Origin of the sequence: Inhella inkyongensis, from assembly GCF_005952805.1 — a bacterium.
Classification (GTDB): Bacteria; Pseudomonadota; Gammaproteobacteria; order Burkholderiales; family Burkholderiaceae_C; genus Inhella; species Inhella inkyongensis.
Genome location: NZ_CP040709.1, coordinates 1,264,336 through 1,286,791 on the forward strand (window position 1 = coordinate 1,264,336; position 22,456 = coordinate 1,286,791).

The 22,456-nt window shown below is 66.1% G+C and carries 21 protein-coding genes; 19 read left to right on the forward strand and 2 right to left on the reverse strand.

Translation table 11 applies throughout. The features are described from left to right. Nucleotides 1-182 precede the first annotated feature (182 nt). From lepA to nagZ, 9 genes are all read left to right on the forward strand, one after another. Nucleotides 183-1,991, forward strand: a complete 1,809-nt coding sequence (gene lepA / locus FF090_RS06315) for a translation elongation factor 4 (protein WP_138855924.1) — start codon at nucleotides 183-185, stop codon at nucleotides 1,989-1,991. 32 nt (nucleotides 1,992-2,023) lie between these two features. Next, nucleotides 2,024-2,998, forward strand: coding sequence for a signal peptidase I (gene lepB / locus FF090_RS06320; RefSeq protein WP_138858306.1), 975 nt, complete (start codon nucleotides 2,024-2,026; stop codon nucleotides 2,996-2,998). Between the two features lie 58 nt (nucleotides 2,999-3,056). Further along, a complete protein-coding gene (locus FF090_RS06325) occupies nucleotides 3,057-3,413 on the forward strand; it encodes a DUF4845 domain-containing protein (protein WP_221304957.1) in 357 nt (118 codons plus the stop codon). A gap of 3 nt (nucleotides 3,414-3,416) precedes the next feature. Next, complete coding sequence (rnc, locus tag FF090_RS06330) at nucleotides 3,417-4,103, forward strand: ribonuclease III (protein ID WP_138855926.1); 687 nt, start codon at nucleotides 3,417-3,419, stop codon at nucleotides 4,101-4,103. After that, nucleotides 4,100-5,101: a GTPase Era gene (gene era, locus FF090_RS06335; RefSeq protein WP_246071525.1), complete on the forward strand. Its 1,002-nt coding sequence runs from the start codon at nucleotides 4,100-4,102 to the stop codon at nucleotides 5,099-5,101. Before rnc ends, era begins: the two co-directional genes overlap by 4 nt. Before the next feature lie 158 nt (nucleotides 5,102-5,259). Continuing rightward, complete coding sequence (gene recO, locus FF090_RS06340; RefSeq protein ID WP_138855928.1) at nucleotides 5,260-6,024, forward strand: DNA repair protein RecO; 765 nt, start codon at nucleotides 5,260-5,262, stop codon at nucleotides 6,022-6,024. 8 nt (nucleotides 6,025-6,032) lie between these two features. Next, a complete protein-coding gene (locus FF090_RS06345) occupies nucleotides 6,033-6,794 on the forward strand; it encodes a pyridoxine 5'-phosphate synthase (RefSeq protein ID WP_138855929.1) in 762 nt (253 codons plus the stop codon). Next, nucleotides 6,791-7,192: a holo-ACP synthase gene (acpS, locus tag FF090_RS06350; protein WP_138855930.1), complete on the forward strand. Its 402-nt coding sequence runs from the start codon at nucleotides 6,791-6,793 to the stop codon at nucleotides 7,190-7,192. Before FF090_RS06345 ends, acpS begins: the two co-directional genes overlap by 4 nt. Continuing rightward, nucleotides 7,185-8,258, forward strand: coding sequence for a beta-N-acetylhexosaminidase (gene nagZ, locus FF090_RS06355; protein WP_138855931.1), 1,074 nt, complete (start codon nucleotides 7,185-7,187; stop codon nucleotides 8,256-8,258). The genes acpS and nagZ overlap by 8 nt, the downstream gene beginning before the upstream one ends. A gap of 16 nt (nucleotides 8,259-8,274) precedes the next feature. Here nagZ and FF090_RS06360 read toward each other — a convergent pair whose 3' ends face one another. Both FF090_RS06360 and FF090_RS06365 read right to left on the reverse strand, forming a co-directional pair. After that, nucleotides 8,275-8,904 carry a hypothetical protein gene (locus FF090_RS06360; RefSeq protein WP_138855932.1) on the reverse strand — a complete coding sequence of 210 codons (630 nt, stop codon included), beginning with the start codon at nucleotides 8,902-8,904 and terminating at the stop codon, nucleotides 8,275-8,277. A 161-nt stretch (nucleotides 8,905-9,065) separates the two neighbouring features. Then, nucleotides 9,066-12,011, reverse strand: coding sequence for an Rne/Rng family ribonuclease (locus FF090_RS06365; RefSeq protein ID WP_138855933.1), 2,946 nt, complete (start codon nucleotides 12,009-12,011; stop codon nucleotides 9,066-9,068). Between the two features lie 532 nt (nucleotides 12,012-12,543). Here FF090_RS06365 and FF090_RS06370 point away from each other — a divergent pair. The 10 genes from FF090_RS06370 (at nucleotide 12,544) to FF090_RS06415 (ending at nucleotide 22,433) form a co-directional block, all read left to right on the forward strand. Next, a complete protein-coding gene (locus FF090_RS06370) occupies nucleotides 12,544-13,602 on the forward strand; it encodes an RluA family pseudouridine synthase (RefSeq protein WP_138855934.1) in 1,059 nt (352 codons plus the stop codon). A 4-nt stretch (nucleotides 13,603-13,606) separates the two neighbouring features. Continuing rightward, a complete protein-coding gene (locus tag FF090_RS06375; RefSeq protein WP_138855935.1) occupies nucleotides 13,607-14,263 on the forward strand; it encodes an HAD-IIIA family hydrolase in 657 nt (218 codons plus the stop codon). After that, the gene (locus FF090_RS06380; protein WP_138855936.1) at nucleotides 14,256-14,663 is read left to right on the forward strand and encodes a Rieske (2Fe-2S) protein; all 408 of its coding nucleotides are present in this window, start codon (nucleotides 14,256-14,258) and stop codon (nucleotides 14,661-14,663) included. Before FF090_RS06375 ends, FF090_RS06380 begins: the two co-directional genes overlap by 8 nt. Beyond that, nucleotides 14,660-15,685 carry a S49 family peptidase gene (locus FF090_RS06385; RefSeq protein WP_138855937.1) on the forward strand — a complete coding sequence of 342 codons (1,026 nt, stop codon included), beginning with the start codon at nucleotides 14,660-14,662 and terminating at the stop codon, nucleotides 15,683-15,685. The genes FF090_RS06380 and FF090_RS06385 overlap by 4 nt, the downstream gene beginning before the upstream one ends. Further along, on the forward strand, nucleotides 15,682-17,274 hold the full coding sequence (locus FF090_RS06390) for a gamma-glutamyltransferase family protein (RefSeq protein WP_138855938.1): 1,593 nt from the start codon (nucleotides 15,682-15,684) through the stop codon (nucleotides 17,272-17,274). Before FF090_RS06385 ends, FF090_RS06390 begins: the two co-directional genes overlap by 4 nt. Before the next feature lie 117 nt (nucleotides 17,275-17,391). Further along, entirely contained in the window at nucleotides 17,392-18,408 is a 1,017-nt protein-coding gene (locus FF090_RS06395) for a formylglycine-generating enzyme family protein (protein ID WP_138855939.1), read from the forward strand. Between the two features lie 29 nt (nucleotides 18,409-18,437). Then, nucleotides 18,438-19,520 (forward strand): sensor histidine kinase, encoded by a 1,083-nt coding sequence (locus FF090_RS06400; protein ID WP_138855940.1) that lies wholly within the window; start codon nucleotides 18,438-18,440, stop codon nucleotides 19,518-19,520. Continuing rightward, nucleotides 19,517-20,212: a hypothetical protein gene (locus FF090_RS06405; RefSeq protein WP_138855941.1), complete on the forward strand. Its 696-nt coding sequence runs from the start codon at nucleotides 19,517-19,519 to the stop codon at nucleotides 20,210-20,212. The genes FF090_RS06400 and FF090_RS06405 overlap by 4 nt, the downstream gene beginning before the upstream one ends. Then, a complete protein-coding gene (locus FF090_RS06410; protein ID WP_138855942.1) occupies nucleotides 20,209-20,973 on the forward strand; it encodes a LytR/AlgR family response regulator transcription factor in 765 nt (254 codons plus the stop codon). Before FF090_RS06405 ends, FF090_RS06410 begins: the two co-directional genes overlap by 4 nt. Before the next feature lie 158 nt (nucleotides 20,974-21,131). After that, entirely contained in the window at nucleotides 21,132-22,433 is a 1,302-nt protein-coding gene (locus FF090_RS06415) for an MFS transporter (protein WP_138855943.1), read from the forward strand. Nucleotides 22,434-22,456 lie beyond the last annotated feature (23 nt).

The following is a 22,456-nucleotide window of genomic DNA, read 5'->3' on the forward strand; positions in this document are numbered from 1 at the left end:
GGCTACAATGGCCCCCCCAACAAGCAGTTGCCAGATGTTTTGTTGGAAGGCGCGTCTGCCCCTTGGACGTGCCTTTTTTTTAGCTTCGGCCCGGGTCTCACGACCCTTCACATTGCTGCGCAATGTGAGCCTGCGCTGCAAGCACTTCGTGCTTGTGATTCCGGAGCTTTCGCACGGACCCCATGGACCACATCCGCAATTTTTCGATCATTGCTCACATCGACCACGGCAAAAGCACGCTGGCCGATCGCATCATTCAACGCTGTGGCGGCCTGGCCGACCGCGAGATGGAGGCCCAGGTGCTCGACTCGATGGATATCGAGCGTGAGCGCGGCATCACCATCAAGGCCCAGACGGCGGCGCTGCGCTACAAGGCGCGCGACGGCAAGGTCTACAACCTGAACCTGATCGACACCCCGGGCCACGTGGACTTCTCGTATGAGGTCAGCCGCTCGCTGAGCGCGTGCGAAGGCGCGCTGCTGGTGGTGGATGCCTCACAGGGTGTCGAGGCCCAGACGGTGGCCAATTGCTACACGGCGCTGGACTTGGGCGTCGAGGTGGTGCCGGTGCTCAACAAGATGGACCTGCCGCAGGCTGATCCGGACAACGCCAAAGCTGAGATCGAGGATGTGATCGGCATCGACGCCGAGAACGCCATTCCCTGCTCGGCCAAGTCCGGCATGGGCATTGACGAGATCTTGGAAGCCGTGATCGAGCGCATGCCGCCGCCCAAGGGCGTGGTCGAGGCGCCGCTGCGCGCCATGATCGTGGACTCCTGGTTCGACAACTATGTCGGCGTGGTGATGTTGGTGCGGGTGGTGGATGGCACGCTGAAAAAAGGCGAGCGCATCCGCATGATGGCCACCAACGCCGTTTACCCGGCCGATCAGCTGGGCGTGTTCACGCCCAAGAGCGAGGCCCGCGAGCAGCTCAACGCGGGCGAGGTCGGCTTTGTGATCGCCGGCATCAAAGAGCTGGCCGCCGCCAAGGTGGGCGACACCATCACCTTGGAAAAAAAGCTGCCCAATAACCTGGGTCCGGCCACCGAGGCCCTGCCAGGCTTCAAGGAAATCCAGCCCCAGGTGTTTGCCGGCCTCTACCCGACCGAGGCCAGCGAATACGACCAACTACGCGACGCGCTGGAAAAGCTGCAGCTCAACGACTCGTCATTGCGCTTCGAGCCTGAGGTCAGCCAGGCCCTGGGCTTCGGCTTCCGCTGCGGCTTCCTGGGCCTGCTGCACATGGAAATCGTGCAGGAGCGGCTGGAGCGCGAGTTTGACCAGGACCTGATCACCACCGCGCCTTCCGTGGTCTACGAAGTGGTGTTGGGCGACGGCCAGGTCATCGAGGTTGAGAACCCTAGCAAGATGCCCGAGCCGGGCAAGATCGCCGAGATCCGCGAGCCCATCGTCACGGTGCATCTGTACCAGCCGCAGGAATATGTTGGGGCCGTCATGACCCTGGCCAACCAGAAGCGTGGCGTGCAGATTCAGATGAGCTACCACGGCAAGCAGGTGCATCTGACCTATGAGATGCCGCTGGCCGAGATCGTGCTGGACTTCTTTGACAAGCTCAAGTCGGTGAGCCGTGGCTACGCCTCGATGGACTATGAGTTCAAGGAGTACCGCGCGTCCGACGTGGTCAAGGTGGACATGCTGATCAACGGCGATCGCATCGATGCCCTGGCCATCATCGTGCACCGCACGCAGAGCCAGTACCGCGGACGCCAGGTGGCGGCCAAGATGCGCGAGATCATCCCGCGCCAGATGTACGACGTGTCTTTGCAGGCGGCCATTGGCGTCAAGATCATCGCTCGCGAAGACATCAAGGCCCTGCGCAAGAACGTGCTGGCCAAGTGCTATGGCGGTGACATCACGCGCAAGCGCAAGCTGCTGGAAAAGCAAAAGGCCGGCAAGAAGCGCATGAAGCAAATCGGCTCCGTCGAGGTGCCCCAAGAGGCCTTCCTGGCCATCCTGCAGGTGGAAGAGTGACCCATCCCGAATCGCAAGAATCGCATCCCGGCCTGAGCGCCTTGACCGGGCTGCTGTACGCCGGCCTGGTGGCTTATCTGGCGGGCTGGTACCTGGACAAATGGACTGGCAACTTCTCGTTGCTGCTGTTCCTGATGTCGGTGGTGACCTTCTTCTACTGGGTGGCCGAACGCTGGGTCTTCCTGCCGCAACGCCGTGCCGCAGCCGATGCACTGGTCAAGCAGGACAGTGAGCGCCGCGCCAAGCTGGCAGCCGAGGGCATCAAGGCGGACAACATCGATGTGGATGCGGCCCGCCGTGCCATCCTGCGCCAACCCTGGTGGCTGGACTGGACCGCAGGCCTGTTCCCGGTGATCGTGCTGGTCTTTGGTCTGCGCTCTTTCCTGTTCGAGCCTTTCCGCATTCCCTCGGGTTCGATGGTGCCCACGCTGCTGGTGGGCGATCTCATCCTGGTCAATAAATTCCATTACGGCGTGCGTCTGCCGGTCATCCACAAGAAGGTGCTGGAAAACAACCCGGTGCAGCGCGGTGATGTGGTGGTGTTCCGCTATCCCGAGGACACCCGCATTGACTACATCAAGCGTGTGGTGGCCATTGCGGGTGATGAAGTGAGCTGGCGCAACCAGCGTCTCTACATCAATGGCCAGGAGGTTGCCACCGAGTCGCTGGGGCCCTATTTCGACCAGGACAGCCTGAAGGAGCGCCCGCTGTTCAAGGAGAAGCTGGGTGCCGTCGAGCATCAGATGCTGGTGGACCGCGACGCCCCCAGCTACTTCCGCATGGACCGCGCTGATGGCCCCTTCCCCTTTGCGCAGAATTGCCAATACATCCTGGAGGGCGTGACTTGCCGTGTGCCGGCCGGCCACTACTACGCGCTGGGCGATAACCGCGACAACTCGCGTGACAGCCGCTACTGGGGCTTTGTGCCGGACGAGAACATCGTGGGCAAGGCCGTGATGATCTGGATGAACTTCAGCGATCCCAAGCGGGTCGGTCGATTCCACTGAGATTGTGCGGCGCGTTTTTGCGCTAACTTTCGCTCTTCCCCTGTTTGGAGTGCACAAGATGCGCCGTCTTCCTTCGCGCCAGCGTGGTGTGTCGCTGTTTGGTCTGTTGTTCTGGGGCGTGGTGATTGCGTTCACCGTGGTGGTGGGTGCCAAGATCGTGCCGACGGTGATGGAGTACTCAACCATCCTGCGTGCCGTCAACAAGGTGGCCCAGAGCAACCCAGCCACGGTGGCGGCCGCGCGCGCCGAGTTTGCGCGCACCAAGGACGTGGAGTACTCGATTCAGATCGACCCCAATTCCTTGCAGATCACCAAGGAAAACGACAAGGTCAAGATTTCCTTCGCCTACGAGCGCGAGATCGCGCTGGGCGGGCCGGTGTTCCTGCTGCTGAAGTACGAAGGCGAATCCAAGTGATCCGTGGCCACTGACAACACCGATCTGCAAGCTGCGCTGGGCTATCGCTTTCGCGATGCACGCCTGCTGCAGCGTGCCCTGACGCACCGCAGCCACTCGGCGCAGCACTACGAGCGCCTGGAGTTTCTGGGCGATGCCGTGCTCAGCCTGGTGGTGAGCCAGTTGCTTTATGCCCGACAGGGGCAGGCTAGCGAGGGCAGCTTGTCGCGCATGCGGGCTCATTTGGTGCGGGAGGAAAGCCTGCATGCTTTGGCGCTGCAACTCGGTTTGCCGCGCCATTTGCGGCTGAGCGAGGGCGAGGCCAAGGGCGGCGGCGCGGCCCGCGCTTCCATCCTGGCCGATGCCTTGGAGGCCTTGATCGGGGCCATCCATCTGGACGGGGGTTTCGAGGCCGCCGCGCAGTTTGTGCGTCGTCAGTTCGAGCCCCTGATGCAGGACGACGCCGACGCCGAGCGTTGGGCCAAGGACGCCAAGACCGCCCTGCAGGAGTGGTTGCAGGCGCGCCGGCACGCCTTGCCGCAATACCGCATCGTTGCCACCCAAGGGCAGGCTCATGCCCAAGTTTTTGAAGTCGAGGCGGCCGTGGCGCAACTGGGGCTGGCCAGCACCGGTCGCGGTGCCTCGCGCCGTGCGGCCGAGCAGCAGGCCGCTGCGCAACTGCTGGCCCGATTGAACGAAGGCACTCCGTGACCGAAGACCAAACCCCCTCGATTCCCCCGTCTGAGGCCGATACGGCCGGGCAGCGCTGCGGCCTGATCGCCATCGTCGGACGGCCCAATGTGGGCAAGTCCACGTTGCTCAATGCCTTGGTGGGCCAGAAGGTGTCCATCACCTCAAAAAAGGCGCAGACCACGCGCCACCGCATCACCGGCGTGCGCACGCGCGAGCAGACCCAGTTTGTGTTCGTTGACACGCCCGGCTTTCAGACCCAGCACGGCAACGCCCTGAACCGCAACCTCAATCGCACCGTCACAGGCGCCTTGGCCGATGTGGACTTGGTGTTGCTGGTGGTGGAGGCCGGTCGCTTTGGTCTGGATGACGCCAAGGTGCTGAGCCTGCTGCCCAAAGACAAGCCGGCCGTGCTGGTGGCCAACAAGCTGGACGCCATCCACCGCCGTGCCGACCTGCTGCCCTGGCTCAAGGACATGCAGGAACGCCATCCCTTTGCCGAGTTCGTGCCGCTCAGCGCCAAGAAGCAGGCCGATGTCGATCGCCTGTTCTCCATCCTGGCGCCGCATCTGCCCGAACAGAGCTGGTTCTTTGAAGAAGACGCGCTGACCGACCGCAGCGAACGCTTCCTGGCCTCCGAGCTGATTCGCGAAAAGCTCTTCCGCCTGACCGGCGATGAGTTGCCCTACAGCTGCACGGTGGTGATCGAGAAGTGGGATGAAGAGGCCGCACCTGAACCCGCGCCGGTGCCTGCCAAGAAGGGTAAAGGCGGACTGCCTGCCATTCCGAAGGCCCGGGTGCCTCTGCGCCGCATTGCCGCCACCATCATCGTGGAGCGTGATGCGCACAAAGGCATGGTGATTGGCGAGGGCGGTGAGCGCCTCAAGCGCATCGGCTCTGAGGCGCGCCAGGAATTGGAGCGTCTGACCGAGTCCAAAGTCTTTCTGGAACTCTTCGTCAAGGTCCGCTCGGGCTGGGCCGACAGCGAAGAGCACCTTCGCTCCTACGGCTACGAGTAGGACGTGCGCCCCCAGTCTGCGCCGGCGCTCCGCCACCCCCCAGGGGGACTGAGCCCGGACGCAACGAGTCCAGGGGACTCGTTGTGCCTGGCGAAGGCCGATCCGCGCTGCGGTCAGCTTGCCCGCCTTGGGGCGGCCCGGCGGCGGGCAGGGCTCGTATGAGGTCACTCAGCTTGCATGCTTATGTGCTGCACAGCTACGACTGGAGCGACTCCAGCCTGGTTCTGGATGTCTTTACCCGCGAGCAAGGCCGTCTGGCTGTGGTGGCCAAGGGGGCCAAGCGGCCCACTTCGCAGCTGCGCGCGGTGCTGCTGCCCATGCAGGCTTTGCAGATCCAGCTGACCCGCCCCAAGGGTGCCGAGCCGGTTGAGGTGCACACCCTGCGCACGGCCGAGTGGACGGCCAGCCATCCGATGCCGCGTGGCGCCGCCTTGTTGGCGGCCTACTACCTGAACGAATTGCTGATGCGGCTGTTGCCGCGCGCCGAGCCTTTTGCGGGCCTGTTCGAACCCTATGCCCATGCGATGGCCGGCTTGAGCCTGGCGCCCGAGGCGCCCGATGCCTGGCTGCGCGCCTTTGAGCTGACGCTGCTGCGCGAGCTTGGCTTTCTGCCCGATCTGACCGAGGACAGCCTGCGGCAAACCGGCCTGCAGGCCGAGCGTCTCTATGCCCTGTCTCCGGAGTTGGGTCTGGTGCCGGCGGGCGATGTGGCGGGGCTGAGTGGGGCCAGCTGGCTGGAGCTGGCTTTCACCCTGAGCCAGAGCCTGCCCGAACTGGCGCGCAGTGCCGCCGTGGCCCGCGAGCGCGTCGCCCTCAAGGCGGTGTTGCGCCGACTGCTGAACTACCATCTTGGCCATCAGGCCCTGCGCAGCCGCTCCGTGCTGCATCAGACCCACGACCTTCTCGCTCTGGCTCGCTCTTGAATCCTTTGATGGCTCCCTATTCCGCCGATGCGCGTTGTGCGCTGTCGGTCAACGTCAACAAGGTGGCGCTGCTGCGCAACACCCGGCACCTGGGCATCCCCAGCGTGACCCGCGCCGCCGAGCTCTGCCTGCAGGCAGGTGCGCAGGGCATCACCGTGCACCCCCGGCCCGATGAGCGTCACATCCGCGCCAGCGATGTGCATGAGTTGGCCGCCTTGCTCAAGGCCTGGCCCCATGCCGAATTCAATATCGAGGGCAACCCGACCCACAATCTGATGGAGCTGGTGCGCACCCTGCGACCGCACCAGGCCACTTTTGTGCCCGATGGCGTCGACCAGTTCACCTCCGACCACGGCTGGAGCTTGCCCCAGGATGCCGAGCGCCTGCGGCCGCTGATTGCCGAGTGCCGCGCCCTGGGTGTGCGGGTCAGCCTCTTCATGGACCCGCTGCCGCAGGCCATGGCCTTGGCGGCCGCGTTGGGCGCCGACCGGGTGGAGCTCTACACCGAGCCCTATGCCGCTGCGCATGGCCAAACCGGCCAGGCCGAGCAACTGGCGCGCTATGCACAGGCCGCCCAAGCTGCACTGGCGGCAGGCTTGGGGGTCAATGCCGGGCACGATCTGAATCGCGCCAACTTGACCGACTTCCTGCGCGCCGTGCCCGGTGTGCAGGAGGTGTCGATTGGCCACGCGCTGATTGCCGATGCCCTCGAGCTGGGCTACGCCGCCACGGTGCGCGACTACCTGGCTTGCATTCAGGCCGCGCAGTGATCGTCGGGTTGGGGACGGATCTGTGCAGCATCGAGCGCATGGCCTCGGTGTGGCAGCGCCAAGGCGAGCGCTTCGCCGCCAAGGTGCTGGGGCCAGACGAATTGGCCTTGTTCAATGAACGCCTGGCGCGCTCCGCTCCGCGCGGCATGGCCTTTCTGGCCACCCGCTTTGCCGCCAAGGAGGCGTTTTCCAAGGCCATCGGTTTGGGAATGCGCCCACCCATGAATTGGCAGTCCTGCCAGACCCTGCCGGGCACCCAGGGCGAGCCCGTGCTGCACCTGCAGGGCGAGTTGGCACGCTGGATGGCCGAGCGCCGCTGGCTGGCGCGGGTGAGCCTGTCCGATGAACGCCAGTTCGCACTGGCCACCGTTTTGATTCAAGAGATTGCCCATGATTGAAGCCACCGCCCACGCCCCCCTGGTCCTGGACATTGCGGGCACGACCCTGAACGCCGCGGATCGGCGCCGGCTCAAGCACCCGCTGACTGGGGGCCTGATCCTGTTCGGCCGCAATTTCGAGAGCCGTGCCCAGCTGACCGCGCTGACGGCCGAAATCAAGGCGCTGCGGCCTGATGTGCTGATCTGTATCGACCACGAGGGTGGGCGCGTGCAGCGCTGTCGCAGCGATGGCTTCACGCATCTGCCTCCTATGCGCCGCTTGGGCGAGCTGTGGATGCAGGACGCTTTGCAGGCTTGCGCCGCGGCGGTGGCCTGTGGCCATGTGTTGGCGGCCGAGCTGCGTGCCTGTGGCGTGGACTTCAGCTTCACGCCGGTCCTTGACCTGGACCATGGCGGCTCCTCGGTGATCGGCGACCGGGCCTTTCACCGCGACCCGCGCGTCGTGGCCTTGTTGGCCCAGAGCCTGATGCACGGGCTGCTCCAGGCCGGCATGCAGGCTTGTGGCAAGCACTTTCCCGGGCATGGCTTTGTGAAGGCCGACAGTCACCACGAGATCCCGGTGGACCGGCGCAGCCTCAAGGCCATCCTGTCGGACGACGCGGCGCCCTATCCGCATCTGGCGGGGGTGATGGCCTCGGTGATGCCGGCCCATGTGATCTACCCCAAGGTCGATTCCCGACCAGCGGGCTTCTCGGCGCGCTGGCTCAAAGACATCTTGCGCGAGCGCCTGCGCTTCACCGGCGCGGTGTTTTCCGATGACCTCTCGATGGCCGGCGCGCGGGAGCTCGATGGCCGCGCCATCAGCTTCACCGAGGGCGCGGTGGCGGCGCTGCAGGCGGGCTGCGACCTGGTGTTGCTGTGCAATGAATCGCTGGTGGACGAAGGTGCCGCCATCGACGCCCTGCTGGCCGGTCTGCAAAGCGCGCATGCCAGCGGCGAGTGGCAGCCGGATGAGGAAAGCGAACAGCGCCGGTTGGCGCTCTTGCCGCAATCCGTTCCGCTGCCCTGGGATGAGTTGATGGTGGACCCGCGCTACCACGCAGCGCTGGAAGCGCTGCCCGGCTGAGCGCGGGGTCAGCCGCTCAGCGCCCGCGACGGCGCAGTGTCAGCAGTCCCAGGCCCGTCGCAGCCAGCAGCAAGGCGCCGGGAGCGGGAACGGGCTGTGGGTTCGGCGGCACCGAGCCGCCCCCGGTCGGGCGAACCGGCGGCGTGCTTTGCAGTGCGGGGCCGAAGTACACGGCATGAGACAGGCCATTGACTTGCTTGCTCACAACGCCACGGACGTTGAAGTCCAGCGACTGGATGCCGGTGCTGCCACCGTCAAACAGGTAAAGGCTGTAGTAGTTGGCCTGCTTCAGGCCAATGACGAACAGCCCCTTGGCCCGCTTGTTGTCGTCAAACTCCAGGGTGAAGTCCTTGCCCAGGTCCTCGAACACGCCGTTGTTCTCGGCGTCGCTCTTGCTGTAAATCCAGCCGCCTGTGGGCCCGTAGCCGAAGGGCTTGAAGGCCTCCAGCATGGTTTGTCGCTGGAAGTCGCTCAGCTCGCCGGTCAGGTTCCCTTGAAAGGCACCGACGCAGGCCAGCGGGCGCAACAGCGTGAAGCCGGAGTCGCCGAGGTGGCAGTCGACGCTTGCGTTGTTGCCAACCGACTTGGCGAATGCGGGGCTCAACAAGGTGCCGAGCACCGCAAGGATCAGGGGGCGGATGGTCATGGATCGAGAGGGGGGAATGTCAGTGGCCGGGAGCGGCCCTGATCAGCCCGCGCACTCTAGGGAGTGATTGGGGAAAACCCTTGGCACTAAGTCACAGGGAGACAGCAAGAAAAAAGGCCGCCCCCCGGATGGGGGGCGGCCTAGAGACGGGAGCCGGGCGCTTAGGCGTCGAACGGCAACTTCACTTGGCTGAGATCCTTCTTGGTTTCCACCAAGATCAACGGACCTTGATCCAACACCGGTACGGGCGGACGCTCGCGCGGCACATGCACGGGCTTGGGCTCGGCGGCCATTTCGGCTTGCACCGCCGCGATCTTGGCGGCATCCGAGTGAACCCATTGCAGACCGGCGCCACTGGCCAGTTGCTGCAATTCGCTCAGAGGAAGGCGGTAGGCCGCCGGGGCGGGCGCAGCCTCCACAACCGCGGCCGTCGCATCGGCGGCGGGCGCTGGTAGTTCGGATCGAACCGGAGCCTGGGGCGCTTCGGCCGGTGCCGGTTCGGCCTGGGCTGTTTCAGCGCTCAGTTCAAGTTGCTGCGGCGCCGATTCGTTGACCACGGCACCGTTTTCAGCGCCGTTCTGTTCGCGCTCACGGCGCGGACCACGGCGACGGCGGCGGCGGCCTTCTTCGGGCTCGTGGCCCTCGGCCAAGTCGTCGTTGGGCGTGCCGGCTTCGGTCTCGACCCGGCCGACTTCGGCGTCCGAAATCGCTGCCGGGGCAGCGCTGCGTTCGGCAGCTTCGACGCTGTGCTCGTTGGCGTCGACGTTCACCTCGCCATCCGACTCCGTACCCGTCTCCCCATCGGCACCACGGCCACGGCCACGGCGACGACGACGGCGCCCTTGACGCTCTTCACTCAGGGACTGCGAGCTGGGTTCGCCATGCAGGGGCTCGATGCGCTCATCGGCATCGGGGGCCTTGCTGTCAATGAAGGCCGGCGGCGCATCGTGCAGTTCCTGGGCCGTGGCCGGCAGGGCTGCCAGTTGCTGGGCGGCTTGTGCGGCCTGGGCTTCGCTGTGCTCGCGGCGCTCGCCCCGCTCGCCCCGTTCGCGACGGCGCTTGCCACCCCCCTCACGCTGAGCTTCGCGCTGGCCATCACGCTGACCTTCCCGCTGTGCATCGCGGCCGGTCCCGTTCTGGCCTTCGATCTTGCTTTCGATCTTGCCTTCCTGTTGGCGTGCGGCGCGTTCCTGGCGGTCGCCGCGCTCGCTGCGGGCTTCGTCGTTGCGCCGCCCGCCGCGTTCACCGCGGTCGTTGCGATCACCACGGCCCTTGCGGTCGCCACGGTCGCCACGGCCACCGCGGTCGCCACGATCATTGCGTTCGCTCTTGGCTTTGACTTCGTTGGCTGCCGGTGCGGGCGCCGGCGCAGGGGCGGGCGCTGGGGCGCTGAACAGACTCTTGATCCAACCAAAGAAGCCACCACCCGCGGCGGTGACGGCGGGTGCCGGGGCCGGGGAGACGGCGGGGGCGGGGGGCGGTGCAGGCGGTGGGGCCAGCGGCGCCGGCTGGTCGGGTAGCACGCCCTTGATCAGCGGCTCCTGGCGCGGCTTGGCCTTTTCACGACGGGTGATGCCCACCTCGTCGCTGGGCTCCTCGATCATGGTGTAGCTGGCCTTGAAGGCGTCCAGACGCGGGTCGTCGTGGCGCAGGCGCTCCAGCTTGTAGTTCGGGGTTTCCAGATGCGGGTTGGGGATCAGCAGCACGTTGACACGCTGCTTCAACTCGATCTTGGTGATTTCGGCGCGCTTTTCGTTCAGCAGGAAGCTGGTCACTTCCACCGGCACCTGCACATGCACGGCGGCGGTGTTGTCCTTCATGGACTCTTCCTGGACCATGCGCAGGATCTGCAGCGCAGAGCTCTCGGTGTCGCGAATGTGGCCGGTGCCGTTGCAGCGCGGGCAGGTGATGTGGCTGCCTTCGCTCAGCGCCGGGCGCAGGCGTTGGCGGCTCAGCTCCAGCAGGCCGAACTTGCTGATCGAGCTGAACTGCACGCGGGCCCGGTCGTGGCGCAGGGCGTCGCGCAGTCGCGTCTCGACCTCGCGGCGGTTCTTGCCCTCTTCCATGTCGATGAAGTCGACGACGATCAAGCCGCCCAGATCGCGCAGGCGGCACTGGCGGGCGATTTCGTCGGCCGCTTCCAGGTTGGTGCGGGTGGCGGTTTCCTCGATGTCGCTGCCACGGGTGGCGCGCGCCGAGTTCACGTCCACGCTCACCAGGGCCTCGGTGTGGTCGATCACGATCGCGCCGCCCGAGGGCAGGTTCACCGTGCGGCTGAAGGCCGTCTCGATCTGATGCTCGATCTGGAAGCGGCTGAACAGCGGCGCGTCATCGCGGTAGCGCTTGACGCGATTGGCGGTGTCCGGCATCACGTGGGCCATGAACTGCTTGGCCTGTTCGTAGATGTCGTCGGTGTCGATCAGGATCTCGCCCACATCCGCATGGAAGTAGTCGCGGATGGCGCGGATCACCAGGCTGCTCTCCTGGTAGATCAGGTAGGCACCCTTGCCACCCTTGGCGGCGTCGTCAATCGCGCTCCAGAGCTTGAGCAGGTAGTTCAAGTCCCACTGCAGCTCGGCGGCCGAGCGGCCTATGCCGGCCGTGCGGGCGATCAGGCTCATGCCCTTGGGATAGTCCAGGCTCTCGAGGTTCTCTTTGAGTTCCTCGCGGTCCTCGCCCTCGATGCGGCGGGAGACACCGCCCCCGCGCGGGTTGTTGGGCATCAACACCACATAGCGGCCGGCCAGGGAAATGAAGGTGGTCAGCGCCGCGCCCTTGTTGCCGCGCTCTTCCTTTTCCACCTGGACCAGCAGTTCCTGGCCTTCCTTGATGACGTCGTTGATGCGGGCGTCACGGGCGGACACGCCCTCCTTGAAATAGGAGCGGGCGATTTCCTTGAAGGGCAGGAAGCCGTGGCGGTCCTCGCCGTAGTCGACGAAGCAGGCCTCCAGCGAGGGCTCGACGCGCGTGACGACGGCCTTGTAGATGTTGCCCTTGCGCTGTTCGCGCCCTTCGATTTCGGTTTCGAAGTCGATTAGTTTTTGGCCATCGACAACGGCCAGGCGACGCTCTTCGGGCTGCGTCGCGTTGATGAGCATGCGTTTCATCGGGTGTTCACTCTCCACGGTGGGTGCGCTGCCCTAGGGGCAGCATCAATGCACGCGCGGTGAGTTGAACCGAGGAAGGAATCGCCCTGGGCGACGCGATCAGCTGCTTGGAAAGTGGCTTCGCGAAGCGTTGGCACGGGCGTGATCCGGGTCTCCGGCAGGGTTGCCTTTGCTCGCCCCTGCGGCCCAGCGGCAACGCCCGGCCCACCGGCGCTCAAGATTGGCGCGGTGTTCGGGGCGGCGGCTGAAAGCCGGGGAGGGGAAGCGGGGCAACATGCGGTTGGAGGGGCTGGAACACGCTGGGCGCAGATGCCGGCCTTGCGGCCCTCATCCACGCACTGGAAACCTTGTTTGGGTGTTGCCCACGCGGTGAGGCGCGGCAACTGGTTCAATCTCACTGCACTGACAGGGCTTCTGGCTCAGACCGCCGGCGCCACCTTGGGGCGCGACCTGCCTCTCAAAAGCCCCGCTGCATCACGGGTGCCTTCTGCGCCGCGCATAAAATCTTGTGAATCAACGACTTACAACACAGATGGCAGGCCGCATTATAGAAGCCAAAGCACGGCCCGCCCGGAGCGCCGCAGCAAAGAAACCCCAAGGTCCGGCCCCGGCCGTCCAGGCGGCGCCAGCGCCCAAGCCTGCGGTCCGACTCATCACGGTTGACGAAGGCAGCGACGGGCAACGCCTGGACAACTTCTTGCTGCGCGAAATCAAGGGCGTGCCCAAGACCCTGGTCTATCGCGTGATCCGCGCTGGCGAGGTGCGGGTCAACAAGGGCAGGGCGCAGGCCGATACCCGCCTGGCCCTCGGCGACGTGGTTCGCATTCCCCCGGTGCGGGTGCCGGAGCCCAGCGGCCTGGCCGAGGCCGCGCCGCCGCGCGAGTTCCCCGTGCTGTTTGAGGACGAGCACCTGCTGGTCATCGACAAGCCCGCCGGCGTGGCCGTGCACGGTGGCTCGGGCGTGAGCTTCGGCGTCATTGAGCAATTGCGCCGTGCGCGCCCGCAGGCCAAGTTCCTGGAGCTGGTGCACCGACTGGACAAGGAAACCAGCGGCGTGTTGGTGCTGGCCAAGAAGCGCTCGGCGTTGACCCATTTGCAAGACCAGTTTCGGGGTCGAGAAACGGGCAAGACCTATGCGGCCTTGGTGTGGGGCGATTGGCCGGAAAAGCTCAAGGTCATCGATGTGGCGCTGCACAAGTATCTGGATGCCGACGGCGAGCGCCGGGTTCGCCAGGTGACAAGCAGCCACGATCCCGCCGCCGAAGTCGCCAAGCGTTCGATTACCTTGGTGAAAGTGGTTGAGCGATTGGGGTGGGCCACGATCTTGGACGTGACCATCAAGACCGGCCGCACGCACCAGATCCGTGTGCATCTTGCGGAAGCCGGCCATGCCATCGTGGGCGACCCCAAGTACGGCGACTTCACCAAGAACCGCGACATTGCGCGGGGCCCCAAGCGCTTCGAGCGCATGTTTCTGCACGCCCGGCGCCTGAAGTTCACGCACCCCGCCACGCAGGCGGAGCTTTGCTGCGAAGCGGCCTTGCCGCCCGAGTGTCAAACACTCTGCCAATCCCTCACGGCTGGATCCTGAGCGCATGAATTTGAATTACGAACTGTTGGTCTTTGACTGGGATGGCACCCTGTTTGACTCCACCGCCTGCATCGTCAAGAGCATCCAGTTGGCGGCGCGCGAGTTCGGCCTGCCTGAGGTGCCGGTCGAGCGTGCCCGTCATGTGATCGGCCTTGGCCTGGAGCCCGCCCTGAAGATTGCCGTACCCGAGCTGCCGGCCGAGCGTTACCGCGAGCTGGCCCACGCTTATCGCCGCCACTATTTCGCCACCGTGCATGAGGTCACCTTGTTTGAGGGCGTGCCCGAGCTGCTGCAGGCGTTGCAGGCGCGCGGCCATCGCCTGGCTGTGGCCACGGGCAAGAGCCGGCGCGGCCTGGATGAGGCGCTCGAACAGGTCGGCCTGCGGGGCTTGTTCGAAGCCACGCGCACGGCCGATGAGACCGCCAGCAAGCCCCACCCGCAAATGCTGCATGAGCTGATGGACGAGCTGGGGGTGCCCGCGCACCGCAGCTTGATGATCGGCGACACCACCCATGACCTGCAGTTGGCGGCCAACGCCGGCACAGCGGCCTTGGCCGTGGCCTTCGGTGCTCATGGCGAAGGGGAGCTGCGCGCTTTGCAGCCCCTGGCTGTTCTGCACGATGTGCCGGCATTGGCTGGATGGTTGAAGAGCCATGGCTGAAGCGGGACTGCGGGTGTGCCGCAGCGAGGAGCTGCTGGAGCGCGGCCTGGGGGTGCAGTGGGAGTTGCGCTACTGCGGCATGGAGGAGCGCGCCTTTGCGCTGCGCATCGATGGCCGCGTGGTGGCCTATCTGAACCGCTGTGCCCATGTGCCCACCGAACTCGATTGGCAGCCCAACGAATTCCTCGACAGCGAGCGCAAATACATCCTCTGCGCCGTGCATGGTGCGGTGTACTCGCCGGCTACCGGTGCCTGTGTGATGGGCCGTTGCGGTCGGGCCGGTCTGATCCCGGTGGCGGTGGCCGAGGTCGATGGCGAGGTGCATTGGTATCCTTCCGCTCACATCCAGCCTCTGCCTGAGGCTCCTTCTTCCGCGCCCGAGTTGGCGCCAGCCCCATGAATTCGAACGATCCGCCGGTGCTGCCGGACGCCACGCCCGAGCCGGCCGACATGTTGCGTGCGGCACCGCCCGCTGCCAGTCCTGCGCCGGCAGCCGTTGCACCCGCCCACGAGACCCTGGCCCTGCAATTGGCGCGCGAGTTCCTCGACGACCGCCGACGCGAGCGTCGCTGGCGCATCGCGTTCCGCCTGGCCTGGCTGCTGCTTGCACTGGCCTTCTTGTTGACCCTCTGGGCCGAACAGCACCCAGCCGCCGTGCATGGCACGCCGCACACGGCCCTGGTGGAGGTCCATGGTGAGATTGGCGTGGGCACCGAGGCCGGCGCCGAGGTGCTGGTGGCGGCGCTGAAGAACGCCTTCGCTGACGAGGGCGCGCGTGCCGTGGTGTTGCGCTTCAACTCGCCGGGTGGCAGCCCGGTGCAGGCTGGCATCGTCTACGACGAAATCCTGCGCCTCAAGGCCCTGCACAAAAAGCCGGTCTATGCCGTGGTCGAGGATCTCTGTGCTTCGGCGGCCTACTACATCGCCGCGGCGGCCGATCACATCTATGTGGACAAGGCCTCGATGGTGGGCTCGATCGGGGTGTTGATCGACGACTTCGGCTTTGATGGCCTGATGGGCAAGCTGGGCGTCGAGCGTCGGCTGATCACGGCCGGCGAGCACAAGGGCCTGCTCGATCCCTTCAGCCCCTTGAGCCCGCAGCAGCGCGAGTTGGCCCAGTCCATGATCGATGAGGTGCACCAGCAGTTCATTGCCGCCGTTCGCGAGGGCCGGGGCAAGCGGCTGAAGGAAGACTCGCAGACCTTTTCCGGCATGGTCTGGAATGGTGCCCGCGCGGTGGAGATGGGCTTGGCCGATGACCTGGGCAATCTGGACCATGTGGCACGTGAGGTCGTCGGGGCTGAAGACGTGATCGACTACACCCCGCATGAGAACGTGGCCGAGCGCCTGGCCAAGCGCTTTGGCGCTGCGCTGGGTGAGGGGGCTGTGAAGGCCTTGCGCCGCACGCCGGAATACAAATGAACTTCGATTGGGCCGCCGGCTACCCGAGCCGCCGCAGCCCGGTGTTCGGCCGCCAAGTGGTGGCCACCAGCCACCCGCTGGCCGCCCAGGCGGGCCTGCAGATGCTGCTGCGCGGTGGCAATGCGGTCGACGCCGCAATTGCCACCGCGGCTTGTATGACCCTGGTGGAGCCTTGCAGCAATGGCTTGGGCTCGGATGCCTTCGCCTTGGTGTGGGATGGCCAGGCCCTGCACGGACTGAATGCCAGCGGCCCCGCGCCGGCGGCCTGGAGCCCCGCGCGCTTTGCCGGACTGGCGCAGATGCCGCAGCGCGGCTGGGATGCCGTGACCGTGCCCGGCGCTGTGGCCGCCTGGGCCGCGCTGCATCAGCGCTTTGGCCGCCTGCCCTTTGCCGATCTGATGGCCCCTGCCATTGAGATTGCCGAGCGCGGTTACGCGGTGCCCGTTGGCGTGGCTGACAAATGGGCGCGCGCCGCCCGGGTGCCCGAGTTGGCGCAGGGCAGCGGCTTTGCGCAGGCCTTCCTGCCACGGGGTCGCGCGCTCCAAGTGGGTGAACGCTTTGTTTTTGCCGAAGCCGCGCGCAGCCTGCGCCTGATTGCCGACAGCCAGGGCGAGGCCTTCTACCGGGGCGAGATCGCGGCCGCGCTGGATGCCTTCTCTCGCGCCGAGGGTGGGGCGTTGCGCGCCAGCGACCTGGCGGCCTACCAGCCCGAGTGGGTGGCGCCCATCGCCACGGATTTCCAGGGCTATCGCGTGCACGAGATCCCCCCCAACGGCCAAGGCATTGCAGCCTTGATGGCCCTGGGGATGGCGCGGCATTGCGGGCTCGGAGAGCACCCGGTGGACGACTGGCGCACCCAGCACCTGCTGATCGAGGCCATGAAGCTGGCCTTTGCGGACACTTACGCCCAGGTGGCCGAACCCGCTGCCATGCGGGTGAGTAGCGCGCAACTGCTGGACCCCGACTACCTGCGCGAGCGCGCCGCACTGATTGACCGCGAGCGAGCGCAAGACTTCGGCGCCGGCAATCCGGTCAAGGGCGGCACCATCTACCTGACCACGGCCGACGCCCTGGGCATGCAGGTCAGTTTCATCCAGAGCAACTACATGGGCTTTGGTTCCGGGTTGGTGCTGCCCAGCTATGGGATCAGCCTGCAAAACCGTGGTGCTTGTTTCTCGCTGCAGCCCGGCCATCCCAACGAGGTCGCAGGCGGCAAGCGCCCCTTCCACACCATCATCCCGGCCTTCTTGACGAAAGACGGCCAAGCCCAGATGGGCTTTGGCGTGATGGGCGGCAATATGCAGCCCCAGGGTCATCTGCAGACCCTGGTGCGCATGCTGGTCTACGGCCAGAACCCGCAGGCTGCCTGCGATGCGCCGCGCTGGCGCTTCAACCAGGGCTTGCACCTCAACGCCGAGCCGCACTGGCCGAGCGCCACCCTGACCGGCCTGATCGCTGCGGGGCATCAACTGGGCGACATCCACGACAGCTACCAGGACTTCGGCGCCGGCCAATTCATCTGGAAGCTGGAAGACGGCTATGTGGCCGCCAGCGATCCGCGCCGGGACGGGGCGGCCGTGGCGGTCTGATTCGGCGCTGGCTTTCCCCACTTCGTCGTGGCGGGGCCGAGCTCGTCGCAAGGCTCTGGTGGGTCGAGTCGTCGGTCCAAACAATGCGCTCCATCCCAATCACCCCATGGATGAAGCATGCTGTTTCCGAAGCCCATTTCTGCCGTTGCACTGCTCGTCGGCCTTTGCAGTCACGGCCCACTCTGGGCCAGTGGCGCGCCCATCGAGCCAGACTTGATGGCCATCCCAGCGGGCGAATTTGTCATGGGGCATCCGGACAAGAAAAGCACGTCGCCGGCGCATGTGGTCACGCTCAAGGGCTTTCAGATGGGCAAGTACGAGGTCACGGTGAAAGAGTTCGCGCAGTTCGTGGCGGCCACCGGCTACAAGGCGCCGCAAGTCTGCGGGCAGATGGCCGGCAAGGAGTGGTTTGACGTGATCCCGGGCAGTTGGGATCGAAAGGCGCTTACTTCGAACGAATTCGAGCCCGTGGTTTGTGTCGGCGTGGCAGGGGCCGAAGCCTACGTGCGCTGGCTGGCCCAGGTGACCGGCAAGCCCTACCGCCTGCCCACCGAGGCCGAGTGGGAGTACGCGGCGCGCGCCGGAAGCACCACTCGGTTCTTCTATGGCGACGACGCCAACCCCGAGCAAAGCCAGGCCTGTCGCTACGGCAATGTGGCGGACCGCCGTGCCGAGGCTGCGATCAAGCGCGATTTTGATGGGCTGGAGTCCAAAGGCCATGTGGGCGTGGTGCCCTGCGACGACGGCGCTGACTACGCCAGTGTGGTGGGGATGTACGAGCCCAATGCCTGGGGCCTTCATGACACCCTGGGCAATGTGCAGGAATTCGTGCAGGACTGCTTCTTTGAGAATTACGAAGGGGCACCCAGCGATGGCTCTGCGCGCGTGGACGACGCCCTGGCCTGCAAGAAGCGCACCTTGCGTGGCGGCACCTGGCACTGGCCGGCTTTTCACTCCGCGCGGCGCGGCGGCTTTCCCGTCGAAATGATTGGTTCGCTGGAGGGCTTCCGCTTGGTGCTGGACAGCGCAGCCCCGGTGACGAAGGCCAGTCCTAGCAGCTTGGCCTTCCAGTCCGAACTGGCGCGCGCTCAGGCCAAGGAACGCGAACGCCGGGCTCGGCTCAGTCCGGTCTGAGGCGCTTGGGCCCCCCCGAGAATGCCGGCGTGTTGAACCCTTCTGCCCCATCCGCCGCGCGCCAAGCCTTTTGGGGTGTGCTCAACGGCCGCACCTTGCTGGTCGCCCTGGGTCTGACCGGATTGGTCGCGCTGACACGGCTGCTGAGTTGGTGGGGCAGCGGCCGTACGCAGGGGCTGCCTTCGCTGGCGGCGCTGACACAGGCCCTGCTGCTTCCGGCCGTGCTCGTGCTGCTGGCCGCGGCGTCGACGGAGGCCTTTCTGGCGCGCCGCCCGGCACGCCGCTCCGATTGGGGCTGGCGGGTGGGCGTGGTCGTGCTGTGCTTCGCCTTTGTGTCGGCGGTTCGGACGGTCTGGATGCGCGCACCGGGAGAGCCGATCTACTGGGGCTACTTCCTCAGCCGCACGGCCTTGTTCAGCCTGTTTGGCAGCGCGGCCTATGCACTGTTGGTGCTGGGTCGGCGCGATGCCCTGGCGCGGCGCCAGGTGCAGAGTGCCCAGCGGCAACGCGACCGGCTGCGCACCCAGCAGATGGAGGCGCAGTTGCTGGCTTTGAACACCCAGATCGAGCCGCATTTCCTGTTCAACACCTTGGCCACCGTGAAACGTCTGATCGAGACCCAGCCGGAGCGCGGCCGCCAGATGCTGGCGCGCTTGATCGCCTATCTGCGCACCAGCCTGCCAAGCCTGCAGGGCCAGGACAGCGATTTGGGCCAAGAGCTTGAGGGGGTGCGCAACTACCTCGAGCTGCAACAAATGCGCATGGGCGCACGCCTGCGCTTCGACATCCAGGCCGAGCCTGATTTGCTGGCCTTGCGTCTGCCGCCGCTGGTGCTGGCCACCTTGGTCGAGAACGCGCTCAAGCATGGTCTGGGCCCGCTGCCTCAGGGCGGAACGCTGGTGCTGCGCGCCTATCGTCAGGGGGCTGGAGTGGCTGTCATCGAGGTGGAGGACGACGGCCAAGGGTTCGGGCCCAGCATGGGGGGCACGGGTTTGGGTCTGGCCAACACCCGGGCTCGGCTGCAGGCCAGTTTCGGCACGCGCGCGCGGCTGGACCTGGAAGCCCTGCAGCGTGGGGTGCGTGCGCGAATCACCGTACCCCTGGTCTCATGATGAAGTCTCACCTGCTGCGCAGTTGGCGATCGGTGCGGGCTGCCGAGCTGTGGGTGGTCGCGGGCCTGGTCCTGTTTCTGTTGACGGAGCGGCTGGGGGTGCGCATCGACTTCGGCGCCCCGGCCTATCCAGTCCGCGCGCTTTTCTTCCAGGCCCTGATGCTGGGCTTGCAAGGCATGCTGATGTTGCTGTGCTGGCTGCCGGCCGCGCGCAGCGTCGCGCCGCATCGTTGGCGGATGCTGCGGCTGGCGGGCGCCCTGAGTCTGGGGGCGCTGCTGGCGGCTTGGGCGCTGCCCAGCCTGTTGGCGGCAACCTTGGGTCTGCCGCCTTGCGACGTCTGTGGCAAGCTGCAGCCGCAGGGCAAGCCCTGGACTGAAATCCTCAGCGAAAGCCTGATCCTGTTGCTGCTGGCCGGCCTGGCAGCGGGCGTGGCCGAACTGCTGGCCCGTCGGCGGCGCAACGAGTTGCAGCTTCAGCAGCTCTTGGATGAGCAGGCCCGGCTGATCCATGAGGCCGCAAGCGCACGCCTGGCCGCCCGCGCCGGGCGGGTGGATCCCCAGGTCTTGTTGAATGACTTGGAGGCGGTGCTGAAGCTAGCTGGCCTGGGCAGTGCGCAAGCCGGCGTGGCGCTCGATGGGCTGATGGGGCAGCTGCGCCAGGCCCTGCAAAGCAGTCGTCGGAGTTCTCCATGAAGCCTCCCACCTTCACGGCCGTGGTGGCCGAGGATGAAGACACCCTGCGCCAGGAGTTGATCGAACGCCTGGGCCAGGTTTGGCCCGAGCTGCGCATCGTGGCCGAGGCGGCCGACGGCCTGACGGCCCTGCGCCTGGTGGCCGCCCACCGGCCCAGCCTGGTGTTCCTGGATATTGAGATGCCCGGGCTGAATGGACTGGAGTTGGCGCGCCAACTCGGTCAGGCCGGTGTGGGCGCTCAAGTGGTGTTCGTGACGGCCTACGACGCGCATGCGATCGAAGCCTTCGAGGCCGGTGCGCATGACTACTTGTTGAAACCCTTGTCGCTGGCTCGGCTGTTGACGACCGTGACGCGCCTGCAGCAGCGATTGCTGCAGGTGCAGGCGCCACAGCCGGTCTTGGTGCCCCGCCGCACCGATCCACAGGTGGCAGCCGCACCGCTGCGCTGGATCAATGCCTCGGTGGGCGCCACCGTCAAGCTGCTGACGGTCGACGAGGTGCTGTACTTCCAAGCGGACACCAAGTACACGCGCGTGGTGTTGGCCGATGCCGAGGCCCTGATTCGAAAGAGCCTGAAGGAGTTGGTGGACGAGCTCGATCCGCAGCAGTTTTGGCAGATTCACCGCAGCACCCTGGTGAACCTGAGCGCCATTGCCAGCGCCTCGCGCGATCTGCGCGGCCGCCTGCATCTGCGGCTCAAGGAGCGGCCTGAGACGTTGTTGGTGGCCGAAAGCTATGCGCACCGCTTCAAGCAGATGTAGACCAATCTTTTGACTGGGATATCCGAGCACAGCTAGCATCGCCGCCTTCCCTGAAGGTTCCGGCCCATGACCAAACTACTTGACGCCACCTAAGCGCACCCCGCTTCATTGCGCGAGGAGCCCTCGCGCCTGCGTCATGTCGTTTGCCGGAGTCTGAGATGTTCAAGACCGCCCTGGCCGTGCTGAAGAAGCGCCTGGCCTTGCCCCCCGAGGATTTGTTGCGCGACCGCATTTACCGTCGCCTCTGGACCTCGATCCTCATTTCCTCCCTCGGAGGGCAAATCACCCTGCTGGCTCTGCCGCTCACGGCGGCGGTGCTGCTGCACGCCAGCCCGACGCAGATGGGTCTGCTGACGGCGATGGAGATTGCGCCCTTCGTGCTGTTTTCGCTGCCCGGTGGGGTGTGGCTGGACCGCGTGCGCAAGCTGCCGGTCTACATCGCCGGCGAGCTGACCATGGGCGCCGTGCTGCTGACCGTGCCCATTGCCCACTGGATGGGCTGGCTGAACATGGGCTGGCTTTATGGCGTGGCCTTCGTGCTGGGCACTTGCTACACCATTGCCGGCAGCGCCGCGCAGATCGTGCTGACCCAGGTGGTGCCGCGTGAGCGCCTGGTTGAGGCGCATGCCAAGAACGCGCTGGCCTCCAGCGGCCCCGAAGTGGTGGGTCCGGCGGTGGCGGGCCTGTTGATCAAGGTCGTGGGCGCACCGCTGGCGCTGGCGGTGGATGCGTTGATGCTGGTCTTCTCGGCCACCATCCTGCGCGGCGTCAAGGTCACAGAGCAATTGCTGACGCGCAGTGGCGCCAGTTTCAAGGAAGAGTTGGCGGTGGGCTTGCGCTTCGTGCTCAGTCAACCGCTGCTGCCCCTGTTGGCGGCCACGGTGGGCGGCTGGCAGCTTTGCCACAACGCGGCCCTGGTGGTGCAGATCTTGTTTGCCACCCGCGAGCTGGGCATGAGCAGCTCGGCCGTGGGCCTCTCCTATGTCGGTCTGGGCGTGGGGACGGTCCTGGCTTCGGTGTTCGGGCATCGCATCAGCGAGCGCCTGGGGCCCGGGCCCTGTCTGGTGGCCGGCATCGGCATCTCGGCTCTGGGCTGGGGCGTGCTGGCATTGGCGCCGCTGGGGCCTTGGGGGGTGGCGGCCTTTGCGGCCATGCTGAGTCTGTTCGGCGTGGGCGCGGTGCTGATCTTCATCAACTTCCTGAGCCTGCGCCAGGCGGTGACGCCGCAGCCTTTGCTGGGCCGCATGACCAGCACCATGCGCTGGCTGATCCTGTTGCCGGCTGGGCCGGGTGCTCTGCTGGGTGGTTGGTTGGGCGAGCACTTCGGCCTGCGCAGCGCCTTGGGCTTTGCCTGTGGTGCCGGCCTGCTGCTGGCGCTGGTGGCTTGGCGCAGTGCCCGCATCAGTGGCGTGCGTTCCTTGCCCACCATCGACCACGAGGCTGCAGCCGCAGCGGCATGAAATCAGGGCGCCGGTGGCGCCCT

Bases quoted from the DNA above. Each gene is read 5' to 3' on its own strand.
- FF090_RS06395 (WP_138855939.1), top strand. From the start codon at position 17,392: ATGCTGTTTCCGAAGCCCATTTCTGCCGTTGCACTGCTCGTCGGCCTT.
- FF090_RS06360 (WP_138855932.1), bottom strand. From the start codon at position 8,904: ATGACCATCCGCCCCCTGATCCTTGCGGTGCTCGGCACCTTGTTGAGC.
- FF090_RS06405 (WP_138855941.1), top strand. From the start codon at position 19,517: ATGATGAAGTCTCACCTGCTGCGCAGTTGGCGATCGGTGCGGGCTGCC.
- FF090_RS06385 (WP_138855937.1), top strand. From the start codon at position 14,660: ATGAATTCGAACGATCCGCCGGTGCTGCCGGACGCCACGCCCGAGCCG.
- FF090_RS06325 (WP_221304957.1), top strand. From the start codon at position 3,057: ATGCGCCGTCTTCCTTCGCGCCAGCGTGGTGTGTCGCTGTTTGGTCTG.
- FF090_RS06410 (WP_138855942.1), top strand. From the start codon at position 20,209: ATGAAGCCTCCCACCTTCACGGCCGTGGTGGCCGAGGATGAAGACACC.
- nagZ (WP_138855931.1), top strand. From the start codon at position 7,185: ATGATTGAAGCCACCGCCCACGCCCCCCTGGTCCTGGACATTGCGGGC.
- FF090_RS06345 (WP_138855929.1), top strand. From the start codon at position 6,033: ATGGCTCCCTATTCCGCCGATGCGCGTTGTGCGCTGTCGGTCAACGTC.
- FF090_RS06415 (WP_138855943.1), top strand. From the start codon at position 21,132: ATGTTCAAGACCGCCCTGGCCGTGCTGAAGAAGCGCCTGGCCTTGCCC.
- FF090_RS06370 (WP_138855934.1), top strand. From the start codon at position 12,544: ATGGCAGGCCGCATTATAGAAGCCAAAGCACGGCCCGCCCGGAGCGCC.
- FF090_RS06365 (WP_138855933.1), bottom strand. From the start codon at position 12,011: ATGAAACGCATGCTCATCAACGCGACGCAGCCCGAAGAGCGTCGCCTG.
- recO (WP_138855928.1), top strand. From the start codon at position 5,260: ATGAGGTCACTCAGCTTGCATGCTTATGTGCTGCACAGCTACGACTGG.
- FF090_RS06375 (WP_138855935.1), top strand. From the start codon at position 13,607: ATGAATTTGAATTACGAACTGTTGGTCTTTGACTGGGATGGCACCCTG.
- lepA (WP_138855924.1), top strand. From the start codon at position 183: ATGGACCACATCCGCAATTTTTCGATCATTGCTCACATCGACCACGGC.
- FF090_RS06390 (WP_138855938.1), top strand. From the start codon at position 15,682: ATGAACTTCGATTGGGCCGCCGGCTACCCGAGCCGCCGCAGCCCGGTG.
- FF090_RS06380 (WP_138855936.1), top strand. From the start codon at position 14,256: ATGGCTGAAGCGGGACTGCGGGTGTGCCGCAGCGAGGAGCTGCTGGAG.